The 21,415-nt window shown below is 61.6% G+C and carries 16 protein-coding genes; 11 read left to right on the forward strand and 5 right to left on the reverse strand.

The genetic code is table 11. The annotated features are described in order from the left end of the window. Positions 1-506 precede the first annotated feature (506 nt). On the reverse strand, positions 507-1,802 hold the full coding sequence (locus AWB79_RS36230; RefSeq protein WP_232471128.1) for an MFS transporter: 1,296 nt from the start codon (positions 1,800-1,802) through the stop codon (positions 507-509). A 280-nt stretch (positions 1,803-2,082) separates the two neighbouring features. On the opposite strand from AWB79_RS36230, the gene AWB79_RS36235 reads away from it, so the two are divergent. Both AWB79_RS36235 and AWB79_RS36240 read left to right on the forward strand, forming a co-directional pair. Further along, a complete protein-coding gene (locus tag AWB79_RS36235; protein WP_063963623.1) occupies positions 2,083-2,841 on the forward strand; it encodes an SDR family oxidoreductase in 759 nt (252 codons plus the stop codon). Between the two features lie 91 nt (positions 2,842-2,932). Then, a complete protein-coding gene (locus tag AWB79_RS36240; RefSeq protein WP_061172285.1) occupies positions 2,933-4,318 on the forward strand; it encodes an MmgE/PrpD family protein in 1,386 nt (461 codons plus the stop codon). 679 nt (positions 4,319-4,997) lie between these two features. On the opposite strand, the gene AWB79_RS36245 is transcribed toward AWB79_RS36240, so the two are convergent. The 4 genes from AWB79_RS36245 to AWB79_RS36260 all read right to left on the reverse strand — a co-directional run bounded on the left by AWB79_RS36245 (position 4,998) and on the right by AWB79_RS36260 (position 10,369). Continuing rightward, the gene (locus AWB79_RS36245; protein WP_061172286.1) at positions 4,998-6,497 is read right to left on the reverse strand and encodes an aldehyde dehydrogenase family protein; all 1,500 of its coding nucleotides are present in this window, start codon (positions 6,495-6,497) and stop codon (positions 4,998-5,000) included. An 86-nt stretch (positions 6,498-6,583) separates the two neighbouring features. Further along, complete coding sequence (locus AWB79_RS36250; RefSeq protein ID WP_061172287.1) at positions 6,584-7,606, reverse strand: zinc-dependent alcohol dehydrogenase family protein; 1,023 nt, start codon at positions 7,604-7,606, stop codon at positions 6,584-6,586. Between the two features lie 96 nt (positions 7,607-7,702). After that, positions 7,703-8,884 (reverse strand): porin, encoded by a 1,182-nt coding sequence (locus AWB79_RS36255; RefSeq protein ID WP_061172288.1) that lies wholly within the window; start codon positions 8,882-8,884, stop codon positions 7,703-7,705. A gap of 210 nt (positions 8,885-9,094) precedes the next feature. Continuing rightward, a complete protein-coding gene (locus tag AWB79_RS36260) occupies positions 9,095-10,369 on the reverse strand; it encodes an MFS transporter (protein ID WP_232471129.1) in 1,275 nt (424 codons plus the stop codon). Between the two features lie 410 nt (positions 10,370-10,779). Between AWB79_RS36260 and AWB79_RS36265 the strand changes: the two genes are divergently transcribed. The 9 genes from AWB79_RS36265 to AWB79_RS36305 all read left to right on the forward strand — a co-directional run bounded on the left by AWB79_RS36265 (position 10,780) and on the right by AWB79_RS36305 (position 21,409). Beyond that, positions 10,780-11,562, forward strand: a complete 783-nt coding sequence (locus tag AWB79_RS36265; RefSeq protein WP_061172289.1) for an SDR family oxidoreductase — start codon at positions 10,780-10,782, stop codon at positions 11,560-11,562. A gap of 238 nt (positions 11,563-11,800) precedes the next feature. Then, complete coding sequence (locus AWB79_RS36270; RefSeq protein ID WP_061172290.1) at positions 11,801-12,697, forward strand: HpcH/HpaI aldolase/citrate lyase family protein; 897 nt, start codon at positions 11,801-11,803, stop codon at positions 12,695-12,697. Next, a complete protein-coding gene (locus AWB79_RS36275; RefSeq protein WP_332459683.1) occupies positions 12,697-13,251 on the forward strand; it encodes a MaoC family dehydratase in 555 nt (184 codons plus the stop codon). The genes AWB79_RS36270 and AWB79_RS36275 overlap by 1 nt, the downstream gene beginning before the upstream one ends. A 4-nt stretch (positions 13,252-13,255) precedes the next feature. Next, positions 13,256-15,229: an AMP-binding protein gene (locus AWB79_RS36280; RefSeq protein WP_061172292.1), complete on the forward strand. Its 1,974-nt coding sequence runs from the start codon at positions 13,256-13,258 to the stop codon at positions 15,227-15,229. A 32-nt stretch (positions 15,230-15,261) separates the two neighbouring features. After that, positions 15,262-16,425 (forward strand): acyl-CoA dehydrogenase family protein, encoded by a 1,164-nt coding sequence (locus AWB79_RS36285; protein ID WP_061172293.1) that lies wholly within the window; start codon positions 15,262-15,264, stop codon positions 16,423-16,425. A 12-nt stretch (positions 16,426-16,437) separates the two neighbouring features. After that, entirely contained in the window at positions 16,438-17,649 is a 1,212-nt protein-coding gene (locus AWB79_RS36290; RefSeq protein ID WP_061172294.1) for an acetyl-CoA C-acetyltransferase, read from the forward strand. Between the two features lie 25 nt (positions 17,650-17,674). Beyond that, positions 17,675-18,463: an enoyl-CoA hydratase/isomerase family protein gene (locus tag AWB79_RS36295; RefSeq protein ID WP_061172295.1), complete on the forward strand. Its 789-nt coding sequence runs from the start codon at positions 17,675-17,677 to the stop codon at positions 18,461-18,463. A 57-nt stretch (positions 18,464-18,520) separates the two neighbouring features. Further along, the gene (locus tag AWB79_RS36300) at positions 18,521-19,738 is read left to right on the forward strand and encodes a CoA transferase (protein ID WP_061172296.1); all 1,218 of its coding nucleotides are present in this window, start codon (positions 18,521-18,523) and stop codon (positions 19,736-19,738) included. Between the two features lie 48 nt (positions 19,739-19,786). After that, positions 19,787-21,409 (forward strand): acyl-CoA dehydrogenase family protein, encoded by a 1,623-nt coding sequence (locus tag AWB79_RS36305; RefSeq protein WP_232471130.1) that lies wholly within the window; start codon positions 19,787-19,789, stop codon positions 21,407-21,409. Positions 21,410-21,415: the final 6 nt, after the last annotated feature.

A 21,415-nucleotide genomic window follows, 5' to 3' on the forward strand; every position in this document is an offset into this window, starting at 1 on the left:
CTAAGCCGATCAAGTGGAAGTACGACGATCCTTCACGTCGAATCCGCCAGGTGCCAAATCAATGACGCAGTCGACTATGCGTGCAATTCAGGAATGGAGTCTGAGAGCGGAACTATGCCGCTGGCCGTTGGCAGCCGAATGTTTAGGCGATTAGCTCTGAGCGTACACGCAGGGTCGATGCCAAGATATTTCGGTCGGAACTGGAATAAGGGCGTTCTTTCGAATCGATATGGCTGCTCGACGATCCCCTTTCCGAGGGTCGTATGTTCGCATATCTATATTGGGTTGAAGGCAACAGAGGGGACTCGTTCGCGGGAGAGACGACTGTAGATACAATTTGCTCTATACCGAAAAGTATTAAACACTCGGATCGTCCGCATTGGGTGGCAGCCGCAAACAGGCGTCCATTTTCGTTAGGGGCATTGCGAAACGAGAGGCTGGCATCGCGTCACGGTGCACATTTGCTTCGCGTACCCGTCCTCTCACCCCATGTCGCCCGCGGCTCCTTACTTGAGCGGCTCGTGCGCCGTTTCCTTCAAGGTGGATATGACCGCGAGTGAGATGATCGCGGTGCACATCACGAAGAAACCGGGGGAGAGCTGAGACCCCGTCACTTTGATTAGTGTCTCCGAGATAAGCGATGCGAAGCCACCGAAGATGGCGGTCGAAAGTCCAAATCCAATCGACACACCGGTCGTTCTAAGTCGGGTCGGAAACATTTCCGCCATGGCTGCTGGACAGGTTCCAGCAAAGATTCCAGCCAGACCACCACAAACCAATATAGCCAGAGATACTGTAAAGACCGAAGTGCTGTTAGCGAACAATATGAACAACGGGTACGAAAAAAGCAGGACGCAAACGGACGAGAAGAGAAGGAGCGGCTTTCTTCCGACAACATCGGAAATGATGGCGGACAACACGATGCTGATGACCATCACGAGCAAGCCCGCGGTGTTGATCCATAGGGCATTGGCGTTATGGATATGCCCATGCACCGAAAGATACGCCGGAACGTAGATCAGGAAGACATAGAAGGAGACAACCCAGACAGTCGAGATGCCGACTGTCTTGGCACAGAGAATCCAGGCCGGCTGCTCAGCGGAGGTCGACGCTTTGGCTTCGCTCGGAAGGTCGTCCGCGAAGTAGGGTGTTTCCTCGACCTTCGAACGCAAGTAGAAGCCCAAAGGAGCGATGACGAGTCCACCAACCAGAAACGGTATTCTCCATCCCCAGTTTTGAAGCAAATCGTGATTCATCGTGCTGGAAAGCGAAGCGGCAATGAGCGAACCGATCAAGGTTCCACCTACTGCGCTGGCCTGTTGAAGACTGCTATACAAGGCACGTTTTCTTGGCGGCGACCACTCGATGAGGAACGCGATGGCATTGCCGACTTCTCCACCCGCCGAGAATCCCTGCAACAAGCGGCAGATCACCAGCAGAATCGGCGCCGCGATTCCGATGGTGGCATATGTTGGCAGCAGACCGATCATCAAGGTGCCGAACCCCATCATCGGCATGGCGATCAACAGGGCTAGCTTGCGTCCTTTGACGTCTCCCAGTCGACCGAACAAGACCGCACCGAGGGGGCGTGCTACCAGCCCGATTCCGAAAACAGCGAACGTGCCGATGAGCGCAGAGGCGGGGTCACCGGGAGGGAAAAACTGGCGCGAGATGATAGTTGCGAAGAATGCATAGCTGGCGAAATCGAACCACTCCAGCGCGTTCCCGACAACCGTCGAGAAAGCGGCTTTCTTCGCCATGTTGATCGCTTCGCGATCGGCGTGTAAAGGCACTGCGGACATGTCTCCCTCCGTCGTATAATATATTGTGCATAATCCTAAAACATGCAGACTGTCGATGCAAGTACTCTTTGTCGTGAAAGTCGCGGGAGTGATAGATGATGAGTCAGGTAATTAATGTCGATCTCAGACGTTTGTCCGGTAGTTATTACCTAATTAAGCTGCGTTCTGCGTCTCAACCGCCGTGCGGTACAGGTTTTATGCTCTGTAGTCTTGATTGAATAATGCATTATGTGTAATGTGGAACATCAGACCGCGAACGTAGACATGGAGAAGCTCCAGCATGGATCTTGGGATTCGTGGACGGCGTGCCATCGTGATCGGAGGAAGCGCCGGACTCGGCTATGCCATTTGCCAGGCGCTCGCCGCAGAAGGCGTCGATCTAATCGTCTTTGCGCGCAACGCACAGAAGCTCGCGTCCTGCGAGGAAACCTTGCAAGCGGAATACGGCGTTAAAGTGCACGGTTGCGCTGGCGACATCGCCAATGAATCGGACGTGGACCGACTGGCAAACGAATCTCTGAGCCTCGGCGGTGCGCAAATCCTGATCGTCAACACGCCGCGTCCCCCGAGTCCGATGCGGGATTTTCTCGAAGAGAACGATCAGGAACGATGGACCACCGGCTATCTACAGCAACTTCACGGCGCGCTTCTCGTACTCCGCAAGCTTGCGCCGCTCATGATGACGAGTGGATGGGGGCGAATCGTTGCGATCACGTCGGCGAGTGTGAAACAGCCCATGCCCAGGCACGCGATTTCCACCGTGTTTCGCGCCGGCGTTCAGGCCGCGTTGAAGCACCTAGCGATGGAGGTCGCGGAGCACGGCGTGACGGTCAACGCGGTTGCCCCCGCCACGGTGATGACGCCGACATTCGCGACCTATCACAATCTGGAGCGACGCATTCTGGAAGTACCGATGAAGCGGGCGGGAACGTCGCAGGAACTCGCCGCCACGGTTGCCTTTCTCGCCTCGGAGCATGCAGGTTTCATCAGCGGCCAGGTGATTCAAGTCGACGGTGGCGCGACGCGCTCGTTCTGTTAACACCTTTTGATGCACCGGTCGCGCGCGATGGCTTCCACGCGCCAATAAGTGCATTCCCGCTATTCTTTTATGGAGGAGCACAGAGAGCTTTATGGCAGACAAAATCCAAACCCTCGAAGAGGCGGTTGCGCGGTTCGTCGTCGACTTCGATTCCCGTCACATCAATGATGACGCGCGCGGAGACGTAAAGAGGCTGGTCAAGGATCAGCTTGCGATCCAGATCGGCGCATCACAATTGCCCTGGTCCAGGCAGGTACGCAAATTCCGCAATCCCCGGCCCGGCATGGCGGCGATCGTCGCAGAGACGTTCAAGGCCGCGCCTGCCGATGCTGCCTATATCAATGCGGCTTACGGGCACGGTTTCGAATACGACGACTTCGCCGGCAATGCGCACCCGGGGTGCTGCGTCGTGCCGACAGCTTTCGCCATCGGTGAGGAGGTGGGCGCGACGCTCGAGGAAGTAACGGTGGCGCTTCTGGCCGGTTACGAAACGTATGTGCGAATCGGTCGCCTGGGTTCGCCGGATCTCCTGAACGCGGGGTGGCAGCCGCATTCTGTACTTGCCAACTTCGGCGCGGCGGCAACGGCTGCGAAGTTATACGGACTGAACGCCGAACAGACGCTAAACTCACTGGCCATCGCATTGAGTCACGCAAGCGGGACGACCGAATACGCGTCCACGGGCGGCTCGATCAAGCGCGCCCATGCGGGTCTCGCTGTGCGCAATGGTATCGAGTCTGTCGAACTCGCCCTCGCGGGCGTGACGGGGCCACGACGCTTCCTGACGGGGGACCGCGGGCTTTACCGCACATTTATTCGGAAAACCGTCGGTCTTGAGGCGCTCGAAGATTTCACACTCGATGCGCCGCTGCAAATTCAGCAGATGTCATTTAAGGCATATTGCTGCTGTGCGGCTAATCACGCCTACATCGAAACGATGGCGCAGGTCAGGGATCGGGCGCAAGACATCGTCGGCGTGGACGCGAGAATCCAGACGATGACCGACGCGATCGTCGGAACGCGAAACGCGCACATTTACGCGCCGCGCAATATCGAAGAGCTTCAGTATTCGCTTCCCGCGCAGATGGCGCTATCGGCATTGTCGATGGGCAACGGGTATCAGACGCATCGGGATTTCCTGGAGGGCAAACTCGATCTTTCGCCGGAATCCGGGGTCATGCGCCTCGCGCAGAAAATCCGGCTTACCGTGTCGCCTGAACTCGACGCGAAATATCGCTTCTTCGTGGCCGATGTGGATGTTCGCTATCGAGACGGCAGATCCGAGCACATCTTTCAGGAGCGCGCTACGGGCAGCCCGACCAGACCGTTCTCTGCAAGTCAGTTCGCGACCAAGCTGAGCGAGTTGACCAGCGACGTGCTACCGGAATCGCAGGCCAACGCGTTGTTCGATCTTATCGATCGTCATCAGCCCGACATGCCGATACGAGAGGTAACGGCACTGCTTCAGCGTGGCTAAGAAGGATGATATGACCAAGGGCGCGGCTTGATGAGCAGTGCGCGCCGGGATGAGTGAGCGTGTGCATGTCGATGACGCTTGCGCGACGTTGCGCGCAGAAGGACCGGGCTCGTGCTCGCGTTGTCGATGAACCTGCGTACCCTCGTTATGGTAGAAGTCTTTGCGATTCCCGCGCTCGCGATGGCGTCGGCTCTCGGCGTACGCGAGTCGCTCGTCGGAGGGCAGGTTCTGCTCGTTAATTTCGCCGCGATGATCTCGTCGATACTTGGCGTCCCGATCGTCGCGCACATCGGTCTCGTACGTGCGTATCGACTTGGCCGGCCAAGGGACGGGACTCGGCCTCCGACTCGCTACAGGGCGCCTTGTTGGCAATCGCCTCGCAGAGAATCGCGGGCGTGCTCTTGCTCCAGAGCATGCTCGACAGGTTCCCTTTCGAGCGAGGGCAGGGTGCCGGACACGGACGCCGGATATCCGGATTTACGCGCATGATCCTCGATGTTGGGCTCTGAAGTACACCTCTCTGGCGGGCGTGGCATTCGCTCGAGTGCAACGGGTTTTTTGACGACCTATCTCGTGCCGATGCTCGTCAGTCACACCGGACCAAGCCTGATTTGACAGGCCTGGAAGACCGGGCGCGTTTTCCGCCTGCTGCCCGGTCTTCCAGGTTCGTACACTCATCCTACGTATTGATGTAGACGCTCTTCGAGTAAAGATAATTGTCGAGATGGGCGACACCGCCCTTCGCGCCATAACCACTATGTTTCGTTCCGCCGAAGCCTACGAGGGGATCGATGAGACCGTAGCAGTTGACCCACATCACGCCCGTATGGATCTTTTGGACCACCTTGAGCGCTCGTGAAATATCTCGTGTCCAGACCGCGCCACCGAGGCCATAGTCCGTCTGATTGCCCAACGCGATTGCCTCGTCCACAGTATCGAATGGAATGACAGACAGCACAGGGCCGAAGATTTCTTCCCGCGCGATACGCATCTCGTTGTCGACGTGACTGAAGACGGTAGGAGCGATGAAGTATCCATCGGAGAGGGCGCCACCCATGCGTTCTCCACCGCATACCAGACGCGCGCCTTCACGCGAACCGATGTCGATATAAGACATCACGCGATCGAGTTGCAGACGGGAAATCAAGGGGCCCAACTGCGCATCGGGGTCCATGCTGCGCCCGATCCGGATCCCGCGCGCGAAATCAGCTACGCGGGCCGAAAATTCATCGGCGATCGATCGTTCAACGAAGACTCGGGTTCCCGCAAAGCAGATCTGGCCGGAGTTCGCGAATACGCCCATGGCCGCGCCGGGCACGGCCTTGGAGAGATCGGCATCGGCGAAAACAATGTCCGGCGATTTTCCGCCGAGTTCGAGTTGCAGCTTCTTGATATTGACCGCCGAAGCCTCAATGATCTTGCGACCCGTCGCGGTCGATCCCGTGAATGCGATACGGTCGACATCCGGATGACGCGCCAGGGCGGCGCCCGCGACGCTGCCGGTTCCCGTCACGACATTCAGAACGCCCTCGGGCAAGCCCGCCTCGTGCAACAGTTCGACGGTGCGCAGCACGCTCAGCGAAGCGTCTTCAGCGGGCTTGAGCACGGCCGTGCAACCGCTCGCCAGCACGGCGCCGAGGAGCCACCATTGACCGACTAGCGGTCCATTCCAAGGAATGATGCCGCCGATGACGCCGACCGGCGCCTTCATCGACATCGTGACCACTTCGCCGGGCAATCCGTTCTGCAAGGTCTGGCCGCTGATATTTCCGCTTTGCGACGCAAAGAACAGGATCATCTTGAGCAGCGCACCTTTGGAAGAGCGGGTTCGCGAGATGGGCGCGCCCATGTCCAGCGACTCGATCTCCGCCAGCTCGTCGAAATTCCGCTCGATGATGTCGTGCGCGCGATATAGAAGCGCCTGGCGTTCATATGGCGTCCAGCCGCTCCATGCTCCCTCGAACGCGGCGCGGGCCGCCCGGACTGCGCGATCGATATCCGTCTCGTCTCCTTCCGCAAGGCGCGCCAGGACTTCTCCGGTGGAAGGGTTGAGCGTATCGAAAGACTTGTTCGATTTACCGGGACCCATTCTGCCGTCGATAAGAAGCCCGTACTGGCCTCGTGAAAGGAACCGCCTGGTGGATTCGTCGAGCGGTGCCGACGAGGTCTGCCGATCCATTGGACTCTCCGTTTGGTTAATCTTTTGCTGTTTGTGTGTCCGAGGTGCTCAGTCATACGCGTACAACGAATGTCGATTCGCCACGACTACATGAGAATGACGCCTTTGCCGCCGCTTTGCAGATTGAATTTCCTGTACGCGTCTTCGGCCTGATCGAGCCTCCAGCGATCCGTGAAGAGCGCATCCAGGTCGAGATTGCGTTCGACGACGAAGTCCGCACAAGCTTTCTGAGCCATGATCGACATGGTCCACGAAGGCAATATCCGTAGTTGGTTGCGAAGCATCTTTGCAAGCGAGAACCTGATCTCTGCACCGATGCCGACCAGACAGACCGTTCCCCAGGGACGCACACAGTTCATGGCATCTTCAGCGGCGACGGCGGCACCGGCGGTTTCCAGTGCCATGCTCGCTCCCCTGCCGCCGGTGAGTTCCCGGACGGCATCGATTACATTGCGGTCGCGTGGATTCAGGACGTGATCGGCACCGAAGGACTTTGCGGACGCGCGTCGGCTTTCGTCGATATCGAGCGCGATGACGCGCGCCCCCTGAGCCTTTGCCAGAAGGGTTGCAGAGAGACCTACGGGCCCCTGACCGAATATGGCGAGCGTGTCTCGTCCGGTCAGCCCCATGCGTTCGAACGCGCCCCAGGCAGTGCCGGTTCCGCAGGAGATGGCAGCGCCCGCTGCGAAGCTGATGCGCTCGTCCAGAGGTACGAGTGTGTCTGCCGCCACTTTCATGTAGGGAGCGTGAGCGCCGTGCGCATCGCTGCCGTACACGGTCACCGGAACCGAGTGGCACATCTGCGGCCAGCCCGAACGGCAGTCTTCGCAGGCCGCGCATGCGCGATAGTGATGGACCATGACCCGCGAGCCAATCCTGGCATAAGGACCCACGACTCCGGCACCGATCGCCACCACGACCCCGCATGGCTCATGTCCCGCGATCACGGGTTCCGCATAGTCCACACGCGGCCCTCGGTACACATGCAGGTCGCTGCCGCACATGCCGGACGCCTTGATCTCCAGGACCACTTCTCCCGGTCCAGGCGTCGGGTCTGGAAAGCTTTCGAGTTCGACCGTGCAGTCGCCGCGAAACACAACTCCTCGCATTCTTTAATCCTCCCTTCGAACGGGAGCGGCCGTTGCCGACTGCTCCCTGACTAGTTCGTTCCGACTTTCCCGACGACTCCGTGCCGTCCGGAGCGATCAGAACTTATGTCGCATGGCGACTCGAACGACGACCTGTCGATCGGAAACGGAAGGCGTGACACCGTTGATCGACGCGACAGCGGCTTTGCCGGTGGAATCCGTACCGCTGGCCTTTTGAAAGGTGCCGGTGGCGTAGATATCAGTGCGCTTCGACAGGAAGTAATCGAGGCCGATGGATCCTTGGTTGTACGTTGCGCTTTCCATCCCGTTCGCGCCGCTGTTTCGCGTATAGACGTAAGACGCGCCGGCCAGAAGAGCAGGGGTGACTTGATACTTGAAGTTCAGTTCGGCATTGTTGAAGGTAGCCGTTCCGCTTATCCCTCCGGTGGGGACGGGGCCTGAGGTCCTGTCACCGAGCGACATGAATTTGACGTTCGAATAGACCGCTCCGATGGTTGCGGCTCCGATGGCGTATGCGCCTCCTACCGCGATGACCTGTTCGGTATGCGCGGATGAGTACGCGGAGATAATCGGCGACACGCCGAAGTTGGAGCCCGGAACGCCGTTGACCGTGGCTGCAACGGTGCCGCCGGCGCCATAGAACGAGGTATTGGGGTTGCGGACGTTGAGATAGCCCGCGCCCAATTGCAGCGGACCGCTCGAATAGCCTGCGCCAAGAGACCAGATTTGATTGCGGCTTACACTCCCGGCGACGCCTCCGAGGGTATAGGTGCCACCGAACTGAAATCCGCCATACTTTGCGCTCGTGAACTTGATCGCGTTATTGGTGCGGTTCGTATTGTTCAGGTTATCCGTATCGCTCGGGTGAGCGACGTAAGTGCCTCCCCATTGCTCGGCGGCGCCCAGCGGCCCCACATAATCGACCACCGAGTCATACTGCCGGCCGAGGGTCGTTGTTCCATACGGGCTGGACAGTCCGACATAGGCCTGACGTCCGAACATCAATCCGCCTTGACCCAGTTTTCCGGTATTAAGGTCGTAGCCGTTCTCGATCACGAAAATGGCGTTAAGCCCACCACCGAGATTCTCCGTGCCTCGAAGGCCAAAGCGGCTTCCTTGCAGCACGCCGCTCGCGAGATAGTATTGTCGGTGTCCGTCCGCGTTATTGTTGAAATTGAAACCCTCATCAAGAATCCCGTACAGCGTTACGCTACTCTGCGCGAGCGCGATTCCGCTTGTCATACCAAGAAACACACCTGCGATTGCATACTTTTTCATAGAAGAGTCTCCATCGATTTATGGGCGTATGTCTGGATTCGTTCGTGTGAAATGTGCAGCGAATATCGGAAGCAGCCTCTCGCGGAGGCACTTCTGGAACGTGGTCGGCGAAGATGCGTAGAATCGGTCGGCTTCAGACGGCGACGAAATGACCGTCTGAATGTCTGTTCAGCGCGAACGCTTGGCGAAGTCGGAGTCGCCTTGACTGAATCAGGATTGCTTGAGAGGCTGGTGAGCTGTTTCTCGCAACGACAGAATGATCGGTAGCGAGATGATCGCGGACAGCATCACGTATCCGCTCGGAGCCAGATGAGAGCCGGTGAGTTTGATCAGAGCCTCGGAGACGAGCGATCCGAATCCGCCGAAGATGGCCGTTGCAAGACCGAACGCAAACGAGACGCTGCCCGAGCGCAAACGGGTGGGAAACATTTCCGCCATCGTCGCGGGGAACACGCCTGCAAACACACCCACCAGCGCGCCCACGCACGCCAGAACGACGACCAGCAAAGGAAACGATGCGCCGCTGAGGAAGAGCTTGAAGAGCGGGTACGGGATCAGGATGAAGGCGAAAGCAACGACGACGAGTAGCGGCTTGCGACCGATGATGTCCGAGATGACCGCCGACAGTACGATGGACGTCGCCATGCTCAACAGTCCGACGGTGTTCACCCAGAGCGCGACATTGCTCGGGATCTGCGCGTGAGACGAGAGAAAGGCGGGAAGGTAAGAGAGAAAGACATAGTATGACGCAACCCACACCATGGTCATGCCGATCGCCCGCAAGCAGGACAACCATACTGAGCGGACGTTGGTCGAATGTTCACTTGCAGCGGTTTTATCAGAATGCGATTGCTCGACGAATGCGGGTGTTTCGTCGATTTTCGCGCGCAGATAGAAACCGAGTGGTGCAATCACGCCGCCGCCTACGATGAACAGGATCCGCCAGCCATAGCTCTCGAGGGCATCATGACTCATCGTGGTGGCCAATACGGCCGCAACGGCGGAGCCGAACACCGTGCCGAACACGCCGCTCGCCTGTTGAAGGCATGCATAGAGCGCACGTCGGTTCGGCGGAGCCCATTCGATCAGGAAGGTGATGGCGTTGCCCGCTTCGCCGCCCGCGGAGAAGCCCTGTAATAGCCGGCACACAACGAGGCAGATGGGGGCGGCAATTCCGATCTGCTCGTAGGTTGGCATTAGGCCAATAAGCAGCGTGCCCAGTCCCATGAGCGGCATGGCCACCATCAGCGCGGTCCTGCGGCCCTGTACGTCGCCGAGACGGCCGAAAAAGATCGCGCCGAGCGGGCGGGCGATCAGTCCCACGCCGAAGACGGCAAAGGTGCTGATCAACGCCATCGACCGGTCTTGCGTCGGGAAAAACTGGTGGGCGATGACCGTCGCGAAATAGGCGTAACTTGCAAAGTCAATCCACTCGAGCGCGTTCCCAAGAACGGTGAAGAAGATTGCCTTCTTGTTCATGCTCATGGCGCTATCAACTGCGACTAGTTGTGTTGACATCGTGTCTCCTTGTCTCCGGTCAAAACGGGACAGTCAAGCGCGGGATCGCGTATAAGAAAGTATAATGCATTATGCGTTGGCGCTTATAAGCGTTTACGCTAGCCACTAACGTCCGCCGTACCCAGGATTGCAGCGTCATTCCCCAGATAAGTGCGAGAAACCGAGGGCAACCCCTGTCCACGCAAGCCTTGCGGGCCCCATGAGATGGAAGTTTTCTGGGAAAGGATCTGCCGTCTACGCAAATTAATAATGCATAATGCGTGATGTGGTACTCCTCGGCGCCTGAGATCAGACTTTCCCACCAGCTTCGTCGACGTCAGTTCGACTCAGTGAACGCGAAGGGCGCCAATCCGCAACCTTTTCGGAGCGCAATACAGATGGATGCGATCAATGAACTTTTTGGGGTGGCCGGCAAGAACGTGCTCGTCACCGGGGGCAGCCGCGGCATCGGCCGGGCGATTACTGAAGCGTTCGTGAAGGCAGGCGCACGGGTCACCCTGTGTTCGCGCGACCTCGAGAGCTGCGCGATGCTCGCCGAAGAATTGAAGCAGTTCGGCGACTGCACGGCGCTCGCCTGCAACATCGCGAAGGACGATGATCGCAAGCGCTTCGCCGCCGAACTGAGCCAGCATTTCAAATCGCTGAACGTGATGATCAACAACGCGGGCGCATTATGGGCTGCGCCGATTGCCGAATACCCCGAGTCTGGATGGGACAAGGTGTTCGACCTGAACGTCAAAGGGACTTTCTTTTTAGTGAAGGAGCTGCTGCCGCTGCTCGAGGCGGGCGGCAGCGCGGCCGACCCCGCGCGCATCATCAATATCGGCTCGATCGACGCCTTTCACATTCCCGGGCATGAAACGTATGCGTATAGCAGCAGCAAAGCGGCCTTGCACCAACTTACGCGCCATCTCGCCGCTCAGCTCGCGCCGCGCCACATTACCGCGAACGTGATCGCGCCAGGCATGTTTCCGAGCAAGATGCTCGCGGGCACGCTCGAACGCAAGGGTCTGGAGAGCATGGTCGCGCCGATTCCGCTAAAGCGGCTCACAGCGGATGCGGACATGGCGGGCGCCGCAATCTATCTCGCATCGAAGGCAGGGTCTTACGTTACCGGTGCCGTGCTACCGGTCGATGGGGGTTACGCCACCACGCTGTGAAATGGCGCGGGGAGGGGCGCGCGCCCATAGCGGCGGAAAGCCTCGTGCCGACAACTATATGAAGGGGATGACGGGAGCTTGCCAGAACGCCCGTCCCCGTCACCTCGTTTCTTCAGAACGGATTCGCACCCTCATCCAACGATCTGCAGATCGATCTTCCGTAAAACGATGCTTGATCATCGATAATGCATTGTGTATTATTTGAATCAATCCAACACGGTTGATGCGAGGATCTCAAATGCGACCAATGCGCTCTGTTTTGTTCGTTCCGGGTCACAAGGAGGGTTGGCCAGAGAAAGCGGTGGCCAATGGGGCGGACGGTGTCATCCTCGATCTCGAGGATGCAGTACCGCTGACCATGAAAGAACAGGCGCGAGAAATCGTCGCGCATTCCATACGCAAGCTTGCGGCGGGCGATCGCAAGGTCGGTGTCTACGTCCGACTCAATGCGCTGGAGACGGGCATCACCGGCGACGACCTGGAGCGCATCGCGATCCCCGGTCTCGACGGCGTGTTGCTGCCCAAGAACTACGGCCCGCGCGACATCGTCGCCTGTGACGCGCTCATCACGCACTTCGAACGCAAGAATGGCGTCGCACCGGGAAGCATCGAAATCGTCGTGTCGCTGGAGACCGCGCAGGCTTACGCTCAGTGCGAGGAGATTCTGGCCGCGTCGCCGCGGGTTGCCACTCTGTTCGCGGGAACGGCGAAGGACGCCGACGTGTCGCGTTCGATCGGTTTCCAGTTCACTCCGGGAGGGCGGGAGACGCTGTACCTGCGCAGCCGCGCGTTGCTGGCGGTGCGCGCTTCGGGTCGGCAATCCTCGTGGGTCGGGCTCTGGCAGGACCTGAAGGACCCGGACGGCGCGCGTGTTTTCGCGTTGCAGAACCGTGAGCTCGGCTTCACCACGATGGTGATGATCCACCCGTCGCATATCGCGGTGGCGAACGAAGTCTTTTCGCCCTCCGAACAGGATGTCGTCTTCTATCAAGGCATGATCGGCGCGTTCGAAAAGGCCGAGGCAGAGGGCAACGCGGCTGTCCTATACGAGGGCCAGCACATCGACTACGCCCACATCAAAACTGCGCGCCAGGTTCTCGAGCTGCATCGCACGCTGACTCGAGTCGCTTCCTGATTCCAACACGCACACGCACAAGGAGACATGCAATGGCTGGCCTTTGCTTCGAGGATCTCGTTCCCGGACTCACGATCGAACACCCCATTCGACGCACCGTGACGGAGATGGACAACACGCTTTTCTCCGCGTTGACATACAACTGCGCGCCGCTGCACATCGACGCGGAATATTCGAAGAATTCCATCTTCGGACAGCGACTCGTGAACAGTATGTTTCTGCTGGCGCTCGTGAACGGTGTGATCGTCATCGACACGACCATCGGCACGACGCTGGGGAACCTGGGTTACGACGAGATCAAGTTTCCCAAGCCCGTGTTTCACGGTGACACGATCCACGTGGTCACCGAGGTGCTGGAGCGGCGCGAGTCGAAAAAGCGCTCGGATTCAGGAATCGTATGGTTTCGCCACACGGGCTACAACCAGCGTGGCGAGGTCGTCTGCGAATGCAAGCGTGCCGGCTTGATGCTCAAGCGAGCGGATTACGAAGCGCTGCAGGCCAAGATCAAGGCCGACGCCGAAGTTGCCCGAGTTGCTGCCGCCGAGGAGGCCTGATCCGATGAAAGGCCGCGCAAAGTTCGGGGACGCCCAGGCTGCCGTATGGCAACCCGGGGTCGAGCATGTCGCGCGCAGCAGGCTCGCTGCCGCGATGAAGCGCTGGGGTTTCTCCACGCTCGAGGCGCTACACACCGCGTCCGTGGACCGCCCGGAATGGTTCTGGCCGGCAGCGGCCGAGGATCTCGGCATCTCGCTGCGGGGGAACGTCGAATCGGTCCGCGATGACTCGCGAGGTCGGCTATTCCCTCAGTGGTTCAAGGGTGCCACGCTCAATGTGGTGGAGAGTTGCGTCGATCGCCATGCGGCCGATCCGGTTCAGGCACAACGCACGGCGGTGGTCTATGAAGGCGACTCCGGCCAGCATCGCAGCCTCACGTTCGCTGGCCTGAAGCTCGAAGTGGATCGCTTTGCGGCGGGCTTGCGGCGACTCGGCGTGGGCAAGGGCGACCGCGTCGCTTTGTTCATGCCCCCCGTCCCGGAAGCGGCTGTAACCATCATGGCATGCGCGAAGATTGGCGCCATCGGCGTGCCGGCGTTTTCGGGCTATGGCAGCGAGTCGCTGGCCACCCGTCTGCAGGCGGCGGAGGCGAAAGTTCTCGTGACCGTCGACAGCACCACGCGACGCGGCAAGCCCGTGCCCATGAAGGCGATCGCCGACGAGGCCGCAGCCTCGTCCCGTTCGGTGCAGCATCTCGTCGTGATCCGCGCGAGCGGCGAGCCTGTCGCGATCAACGACGGCCGCGATTATTGGTGGCACGAGGTCGCGACGCCGTTGTCCGATGGCGCCGAGCCTGAGGCGCCCGAGGCGCTCGACCCGAATCACCCGCTGCTGATCATCTACACCTCGGGCACCACCGGACTGCCCAAGGGTATCGTCCACTCGCATATCGGTTATCTGCTCAAGTCCGCCGTCGACTTTGGCTACGCCTTCGACCTGCAGGTCGGCGACACACTCGGCTGGATCGCGGACATGGGGTGGATGCTGGGACCGCTCATGATCGTCGGCGGCCTGCAGTGCGGGTCGGGCATCGTGATGGCCGAAGGTTTGCCGGACCATCCCGCTGCCGATCGTCTGTGGGACATGGTCGAGCGCCATCGGTTGACGGTGCTGGGGATCTCGCCCACCGCGGCTCGCGGCTTGCGCGCGCGCGCCGACAGTGGTCGCCCGGCTGCGGATCTCACCAGCCTGCGTGCTTTCGCCTCGACCGGCGAGGCGTGGGACGAACCGACGTGGCACTGGCTGTTCGATACCGTCGGTCAGTCACGCCTGCCGATTCTCAACTACTCGGGCGGCACCGAGACGGGGGGCGGAATCCTCTCGTGCTACACCATCGCGCCGCAGGCGCCAGCATCCTTCTCGGGTCCGCTGCCCGGCATGGACGTGGACGTGCTCGACGCCGATGCGAGGCCGACATCGGAGATCGGCGAACTCGCGGTGCATAACACCTGGGTTGGAATGACGCATGGCTTCTGGCGCGATGACGCACGCTATCTCGATACGTACTGGAGCCGCTGGCCGGACACCTGGGTGCACGGCGACCTGGCCAGCATCGACGCGCACGGGTATTGGCACATTCACGGCCGTTCCGACGACACGCTGAAGATCGGTGGACGCCGGGTCGGCCCTTCGGAGATCGAATCGGCGCTGGTTGCACAGCCGGGCATTGCGGAAGCGGCGGTGATCGGTGCGCCCGACGCCGTGAAGGGCCAGGAGATCGTGGCCTTCGTCGTGGCGCGCGACTCAGCAGCGCCGCCGCAACCGGAGACGCTCGTGGCCGCGGTCACGCAGATGCTGGGCAAGGCGATGGCGCCCTCCCGTGTGCACGTGGTGGACGGCCTGCCCAAGACCAAGAATGGAAAGATCATGCGTCGCGCGATCCGTGCACGCTATCTCGGCGAGAAGTTGGGCGATCTTTCCGCACACGACCCGCTCACCCCGCTCGAACACATCCCGGCGCGGACTTCGGCTGCCTGACTCTCGAAAATCTATTATTCGGAAACCAAACCATGTCCACGACAACGGATATCAGCGACCTGAACATGATCCGCGAGTCCGCTCATGCGCTCGCATCCCGCTTCGACCTCGAATACTGGAGGAAGCACGACGAAGAAAAGCAGTATCCCTGGGACTTTATCCAGGCATTCGCAGAAGGCGGCTGGCTGGGCACGATGATTCCGGAGGCCTATGGCGGATTGGGGCTGGGCCTCGAAGCGGCCTCGGTGATGCTGCAGGAAGTCGCCTATTTCGGCGGTGCGAACGGCGCCTCGTCCATCCACTTCTACATCTTTCCGCCGGGCTGCATCATCCATCACGGCTCGGAAGAGATGAAGAAGCGCTTCCTGCCCGATATCGCGTCGGGTAAGAAAATCATGTGCTTCGGCCTGACGGAGCCGACTGCGGGCGTCGACACGTCGCGCATCACCACCCGCGCCGAGAAGATCGACGGCGGCTGGCGCATCAACGGCCAGAAGGTCTGGATTACCAACGCACAGAACGCGCACCTGGTGCTGCTCGTCGCTCGCACCTCGCCGCGCGACCCGGCCAGGCCGATGGACGGCATCACGCTGTTTCTGTGCGACTTCGATCGCGACGCCATCGACGCCCGGCCGATTCCAAAACTGGCGCGCAACGCCGTGGACACCAACGAACTCTTCATCGAGAACCTGGAAGTGGGTGACGACCGCGTGGTCGGCGAGGTCGGAAAGGGCATGTCCTATCTGTTCTCGGGACTCAATCCCGAGCGCATCGTGGTTGCGTACGAGCAGATCGGGCTCGGACGTCGCGCGCTGGAACTGGCCACGGAATACGCGAACTCACGCGTGGTGTTCGATCGTCCCATCGGTAAGAACCAGGCGGTAGCGCACCCGCTGGCGGACTCGTGGATTCGTCTGCACGCGTCGCAACTGGTCGCAACCGAGGCCGCGCGCCTGTTCGACGAAGGCAAGCCGTGCGGTCCGGAAGCGAACGCAGCCAAGTATCTGGCGACCGAGGCCGCCTTCGAGGTCTGTGATCGCGCCATGCAGACGCACGGCGGTTTCTGCTATGCGAAGGAATATCACATCGAGCGGCTGTGGCGCGAAGCGCGTCTGCTGAAGATCGCTCCGGTCTCGCAGGAAATGGTGCTGAACTACGTGTCCCAGAAGATGTTGGGGCTGCCTAAGTCTTACTGACCGGAGTCCGTCATGAAGCAAGCAGTGATTTGCGAGCCATTGCGCACGCCGGTGGGCCGCTACGGCGGCATGTTCAAGGACGTGACGGCGACGCAACTGGCCGAGACCGTGCTGCGTGAACTGGTGCGTCGCGCCAACCTGAAGGCGGGCGACGTCGACGACGTGATCTTCGGTCAGTGCTACCCGAATGGCGAGGCGCCGGCCATCGGTCGCGTCGCGGCGCTCGATGCAGGTCTGGGCGTACACGTGCCGGGCCTCCAGATCGATCGCCGGTGTGGATCCGGCCTGCAGGCCGTAATCGACGCGGCGATGCGCGTGCAGACCGGCGCGGCCGAACTGGTGATCGCGGGCGGCGCCGAAAGCATGAGCCAGTCCGAGCATTACGTGCTCGGCGCGCGCTTCGGCGTAAAAGGCGATTCGCAACCGCTATGGGACCGGATCGCGCGTGGCCGCATCACGTCAGGCGGAAAACATCATCCGGTGCCGGGCGGCATGCTCGAAACCGCGGAGAATCTGCGCCGCGAATACAAGGTGTCGCGCCAGTCGCAGGATGAGCTGGCCATGCGCTCGCATCGGAACGCAGTGGCCGCGCAGACGAGCGGGCATTTCGCCGATGAAATCGTTCCGGTCCAGGTAAGTTCGCGCAAGGGCACACAGTCGCTCGCGATCGACGAACATCCGCGCGCCGAGACGACGATGGAGAGCCTGGGCGCGCTCAGGCCCGTGCGGCTCTCGATCGATGCGGAATCGACTGTCACCGCGGGCAACGCGAGCGGCCAGAACGACGGCGCGGCCGCCTGCATCGTGACCACGCCGGAAAAGGCTGCGGCGCTGGGCCTCAGGCCGCTCGGACGGCTGGTGAGCTGGGCGGTTGCCGGCGTCGAGCCGGAGCGCATGGGTATCGGACCGGTGCCCGCCACCGAACTGGCGTTGCGGCGCAGCGGGCTCGCACTGAAGGACATCGACCTGATCGAGCTGAACGAGGCGTTCGCCGCGCAGGTGCTCGCGTGCACGGCCGGCCTTGGGTTCGAGGCCGGGGACTACGTGCGTCTGAACGTCAACGGCTCCGGCATTTCGCTGGGCCATCCGGTCGGCGCGACCGGCGTGCGAATTCTGGCGACGCTGCTGCGCGAGCTGGATCGGCGCGGCGGCCGCTACGCGCTCGAAACCATGTGCATCGGCGGTGGTCAGGGCCTCGCGGCCGTGTTCGAGCGCATCACCTGAAAACGATCTTCACAGGAGACCCAACATGCCTGACCGCTACAAAGACTTTCCGATGCGATTCGAGCGCCATGAAGACGGCGTGCTCGAAATGATTTTCGATGGCCCCAATCTCAACGCAGTGGATGCGCGCGTGCACGCCGAATTGCCCAAGGTATGGGCGGTGGTCGATAGCGATCCCGAAACCCGCGTCGTGCTGGTGCGCGGCGAGGGCCGCGCGTTCTCCGCCGGCGGCAGCTTCGACCTCGTCGAGGAGCAGATCGAGGGCTACGCGGCGCGCATGCGCGTGTACTACGAGACACGCGATCTGGTCTCGAACATGATCAACTGCAAGACGCCGGTGATCTCCGCGATCCACGGTCCGGCGGTCGGCGCAGGTCTGATCGTCGCGATGATGGCCGACATCTCGATCGTCGCGCGCACCGCGAAAATCGTCGACGGCCACACGCGTCTGGGCGTTGCGGCGGGCGACCACGCGTCGATGGTGTGGCCGCTGCTGTGCGGCATGGCCAAGGCCAAGTACTACCTCATGACCTGCAAGCATCTGTCGGGCGAGGAAGCCGAGCGCATCGGTCTCGTGTCGCTGTGTGTCGACGACGACAAATTGCTCGACGTGGCGCGCGAGACGGCACGCGATCTCGCCCACGGTGCACAGGAAGCGATCGGCCTCACCAAGTACTCGCTCAATAGCTGGTATCGCCAGCAGATGCCGATCTTCGATGCCTCGCTGGCGCTGGAATTCCTAGGCTTCGGCGGCCCCGAAGTGAAGGAGGGCGTGAAATCGCATCGCGAGCGGCGTCAGCCCAAATTCGTTTGACGGCAAAGGGAACGCTGCCGTGCCGTACCGAACCGGTCAACCAGAGGACAAGCGAAGATGTATCCGATCCTGAACGGGCTGCGTGTCGTCGAGTGTGCCTCGTTTATCGCGGCTCCGTCGTGCGGGCTGCATCTGAATCAGCTCGGCGCGGAAGTCATTCGCATCGATCCGATCGGCGGCGGCATGGACTTCGGGCGCTGGCCCGTCACGCCCGGCGGGCATAGCCTCTATTGGGAAGGGCTGAACAAGGGCAAGCGCTCGGTCGCGATCGATCTCTCGCGGCCAGAGGGTCGGCAACTCGCGACGGACCTGATCACGGCACCCGGGCGCGATGCAGGATTGTTCGTCACGAACTACCCGCAGAAGGGATTTCTCGGACACGCCGAGCTTAGCAAGGCGCGCGCGGATCTCGTCACGGTGCGCGTGCTGGGCTGGCGCGATGGCGGGCCGGGCGTGGATTACACCGTGAACGCTGCCGTCGGCCTGCCGATAATGACCGGCTCGGCGGCAAACGGCGAGGAGCCGGTGAATCACGTGCTGCCGGCCTGGGATCTGCTGACCGGCGCGTATGCCGCGTTCGCGATGCTCGCCGCCGAACGGCACCGAACTCGTACCGGGCAGGGGCAGGAGGTGACGGTGCCTCTCTCGGATGTGGCGCTGGCCTCGCTGGGCCACCTGGGGCAGATCGCCGAGGTACTGACCGAAGGCGACCGGCCACGCCACGGCAACGCGCTGTTCGGCGCGTTCGGCCGCGACTTCACGACTTCGGACGGCGAGCGCGTGATGGCCGTCGCGATCACGAGTCGACAGTGGGCTGGCCTGGTCAAGGCCCTCGATCTGCAAGAGGCGACTGCCACACTCGAACGTCTGGCGGGCGTTTCGTTCGCCGCGGACGAGGGGCAGCGCTTTGTCCATCGCGAAGTTCTGTATCCGCTGTTCGAACAGGCGATCGGCGCGCTTTCGCTGGCGCAGGTGCGCAGCCGCTTCGAAGCGAATGGCGTCTTGTGGAGCACGTACCAGACGCTGCACACGGCGCTTGCGAGCGATCCGCGCCTGTCGCCCGCGGCGCCGCTCTTTTCGATGCTCGACCATCCCAGCGGCCTGCGCTACCCCGCTCCCGGCGCGGCGGCGACCTTCCACGGAGCGCAGCGGCAAGGCGTGGTCCGCGCGCCGCGTCTTGGTGAGCACACCGACCAGGTCCTGAGCGAAGTTCTGTCGCTGTCCTCCGCGTGCATCGGCGAAATGCACGACGCGGGACTCATTGCAACCGCCTGAATTACAGGAAGCAGACAAGTGAGTGAATCCTCCAACTTCATCGAGCATTTGCGCGACGCCGCGCAGGCAGCCCGCGCGTTCGTGAACGAGGCGCGGCGTGTCGTCGGGCAGCGTTGCGCGCCTTCCGGCCGCGTCGAGGCCCGGCTGCTGACGCAACACCAGCGAGCCGTGCATGGGCTGGCCTGGGTCGCCACCACCGCTGAAGCAATCGCCAGCGCGGCGAACTGGGGTGCCCGGCTGGCCGCGCGGAATCAGTTGCGCGCCGTCGACGAACTCGTGCTGATGCTGGGTGTCGGCGAATATCTGGCGCAGATCACGAGCGGCATCCCGATGTCGCAGAACGAGATTTTCCGTCCCGGCGAGTTGGGGCTGGACGAGGCGGCTCAGGCGCTCGCCGGTCAAACCTCCACGCGCTGGCTGATCGCCCGTGCAGCCGACTCCGACACGCGGCGGGCGCTGGTCGACGAGCTGCGCGGGGAGCGCTGCGTGACGGAAACGGCGTTCGACGAAGACCTGGACGTGATCCGCGACCAGTTCCGCCGCTTCGCCAGCAACGAGATCGCGCCGCACGCGCATGCCTGGCATCTCGCCGACGCCCTGATTCCCAACGAGGTCGTTTCGCAGCTCGGCGCGCTGGGCGTTTTCGGCGTCAGCATTGCTCCTGAATACGGCGGCATGGGCCTGGGCAAGCGTGCCATGTGCATCGTGACCGAGGAACTGAGCCGGGGCTGGATCGCCGCGGGGTCGCTCGGGACGCGTTCGGAAATCGCCGCCGAGCTGATCAATTGCGGCGGCACCGAGGCGCAGAAGGGCGAATGGCTGCCGAAGATCGCCTCGGGCGAGGTGCTGCCGACAGCGGTGTTCACCGAGCCCGACACCGGCTCGGATCTCGGCTCGCTGCGCACGCGGGCGACCGCCGTCGCCGGCGGCGGCTGGCGCATCGATGGCAACAAGACCTGGATCACGCACGCATCGCGCAGCGATCTGATGACGCTGCTGGCGCGCACGGAACCCGGCTCGACCGATCACAACGGGCTGAGCATGTTTCTGGCGCCGAAGCCGCGCGGGACGAAGGACCAGCCGTTTCCCGCCGGCGGCATGAGCGGCGGCGAGATTCCGGTGCTCGGCTATCGGGGGATGAAAGAGTACGACATCGCGTTCGACGGATTCCAGATCGGCTCGGATGGGCTGCTCGGGGGCGTGCCCGGTCAAGGTTTCCGTCAACTGATGCAGACGTTCGAGGGCGCGCGTATTCAGACGGCAGCGCGCGCGGTCGGCGTGGCCTGGCGCGCTTTCGAGTTGGGCTGGCGCTACGCGAATGACCGCAAGCAGTTCGGTTCGCCGATCGTCGAGTTCCCGCGCGTGTCCGACAAGCTCGCGATGATGGTCGCCGAAACGGTGCTTGTACGCGAGCTGACGCATTTCGCCGCCGAGGAGAAGGACAAGGGCATCCGCTGCGATGTCGAGGCCGGCATGGCCAAGCTGCTCGCCGCCCGCGTGGCCTGGAGCAATGCCGACAACGCGTTGCAGATTCATGGCGGCAACGGCTACGCGCTCGAGTTCGAGATCAGCCGCGTGCTGTGCGATGCTCGCATATTGAGCATATTCGAAGGTGCGGCCGAGATTCAGGCGCAAGTGATCGGCCGCGGATTGCTCGCAGGCTCCCGCTAGCCCGCA

The organism is Caballeronia hypogeia (genome assembly GCF_001544875.2).
Classification (GTDB): domain Bacteria; phylum Pseudomonadota; class Gammaproteobacteria; order Burkholderiales; family Burkholderiaceae; genus Caballeronia; species Caballeronia hypogeia.

What these genes read in the sequence shown, in the direction of transcription:
- AWB79_RS36250 (WP_061172287.1), bottom strand. Translation starts at nt 7,606, where the DNA reads ATGCGAGGAGTTGTGTTTCGCGGCGACTGCACGGTCGAACTCGAAAGC.
- AWB79_RS36255 (WP_061172288.1), bottom strand. Translation starts at nt 8,884, where the DNA reads ATGAAAAAGTATGCAATCGCAGGTGTGTTTCTTGGTATGACAAGCGGA.
- AWB79_RS36240 (WP_061172285.1), top strand. Translation starts at nt 2,933, where the DNA reads ATGGCAGACAAAATCCAAACCCTCGAAGAGGCGGTTGCGCGGTTCGTC.
- AWB79_RS36260 (WP_232471129.1), bottom strand. Translation starts at nt 10,369, where the DNA reads ATGAGCATGAACAAGAAGGCAATCTTCTTCACCGTTCTTGGGAACGCG.
- AWB79_RS36295 (WP_061172295.1), top strand. Translation starts at nt 17,675, where the DNA reads ATGCCTGACCGCTACAAAGACTTTCCGATGCGATTCGAGCGCCATGAA.
- AWB79_RS36285 (WP_061172293.1), top strand. Translation starts at nt 15,262, where the DNA reads ATGTCCACGACAACGGATATCAGCGACCTGAACATGATCCGCGAGTCC.
- AWB79_RS36245 (WP_061172286.1), bottom strand. Translation starts at nt 6,497, where the DNA reads ATGGATCGGCAGACCTCGTCGGCACCGCTCGACGAATCCACCAGGCGG.
- AWB79_RS36230 (WP_232471128.1), bottom strand. Translation starts at nt 1,802, where the DNA reads ATGTCCGCAGTGCCTTTACACGCCGATCGCGAAGCGATCAACATGGCG.
- AWB79_RS36235 (WP_063963623.1), top strand. Translation starts at nt 2,083, where the DNA reads ATGGATCTTGGGATTCGTGGACGGCGTGCCATCGTGATCGGAGGAAGC.
- AWB79_RS36300 (WP_061172296.1), top strand. Translation starts at nt 18,521, where the DNA reads ATGTATCCGATCCTGAACGGGCTGCGTGTCGTCGAGTGTGCCTCGTTT.
- AWB79_RS36270 (WP_061172290.1), top strand. Translation starts at nt 11,801, where the DNA reads ATGCGACCAATGCGCTCTGTTTTGTTCGTTCCGGGTCACAAGGAGGGT.
- AWB79_RS36290 (WP_061172294.1), top strand. Translation starts at nt 16,438, where the DNA reads ATGAAGCAAGCAGTGATTTGCGAGCCATTGCGCACGCCGGTGGGCCGC.
- AWB79_RS36280 (WP_061172292.1), top strand. Translation starts at nt 13,256, where the DNA reads ATGAAAGGCCGCGCAAAGTTCGGGGACGCCCAGGCTGCCGTATGGCAA.
- AWB79_RS36265 (WP_061172289.1), top strand. Translation starts at nt 10,780, where the DNA reads ATGGATGCGATCAATGAACTTTTTGGGGTGGCCGGCAAGAACGTGCTC.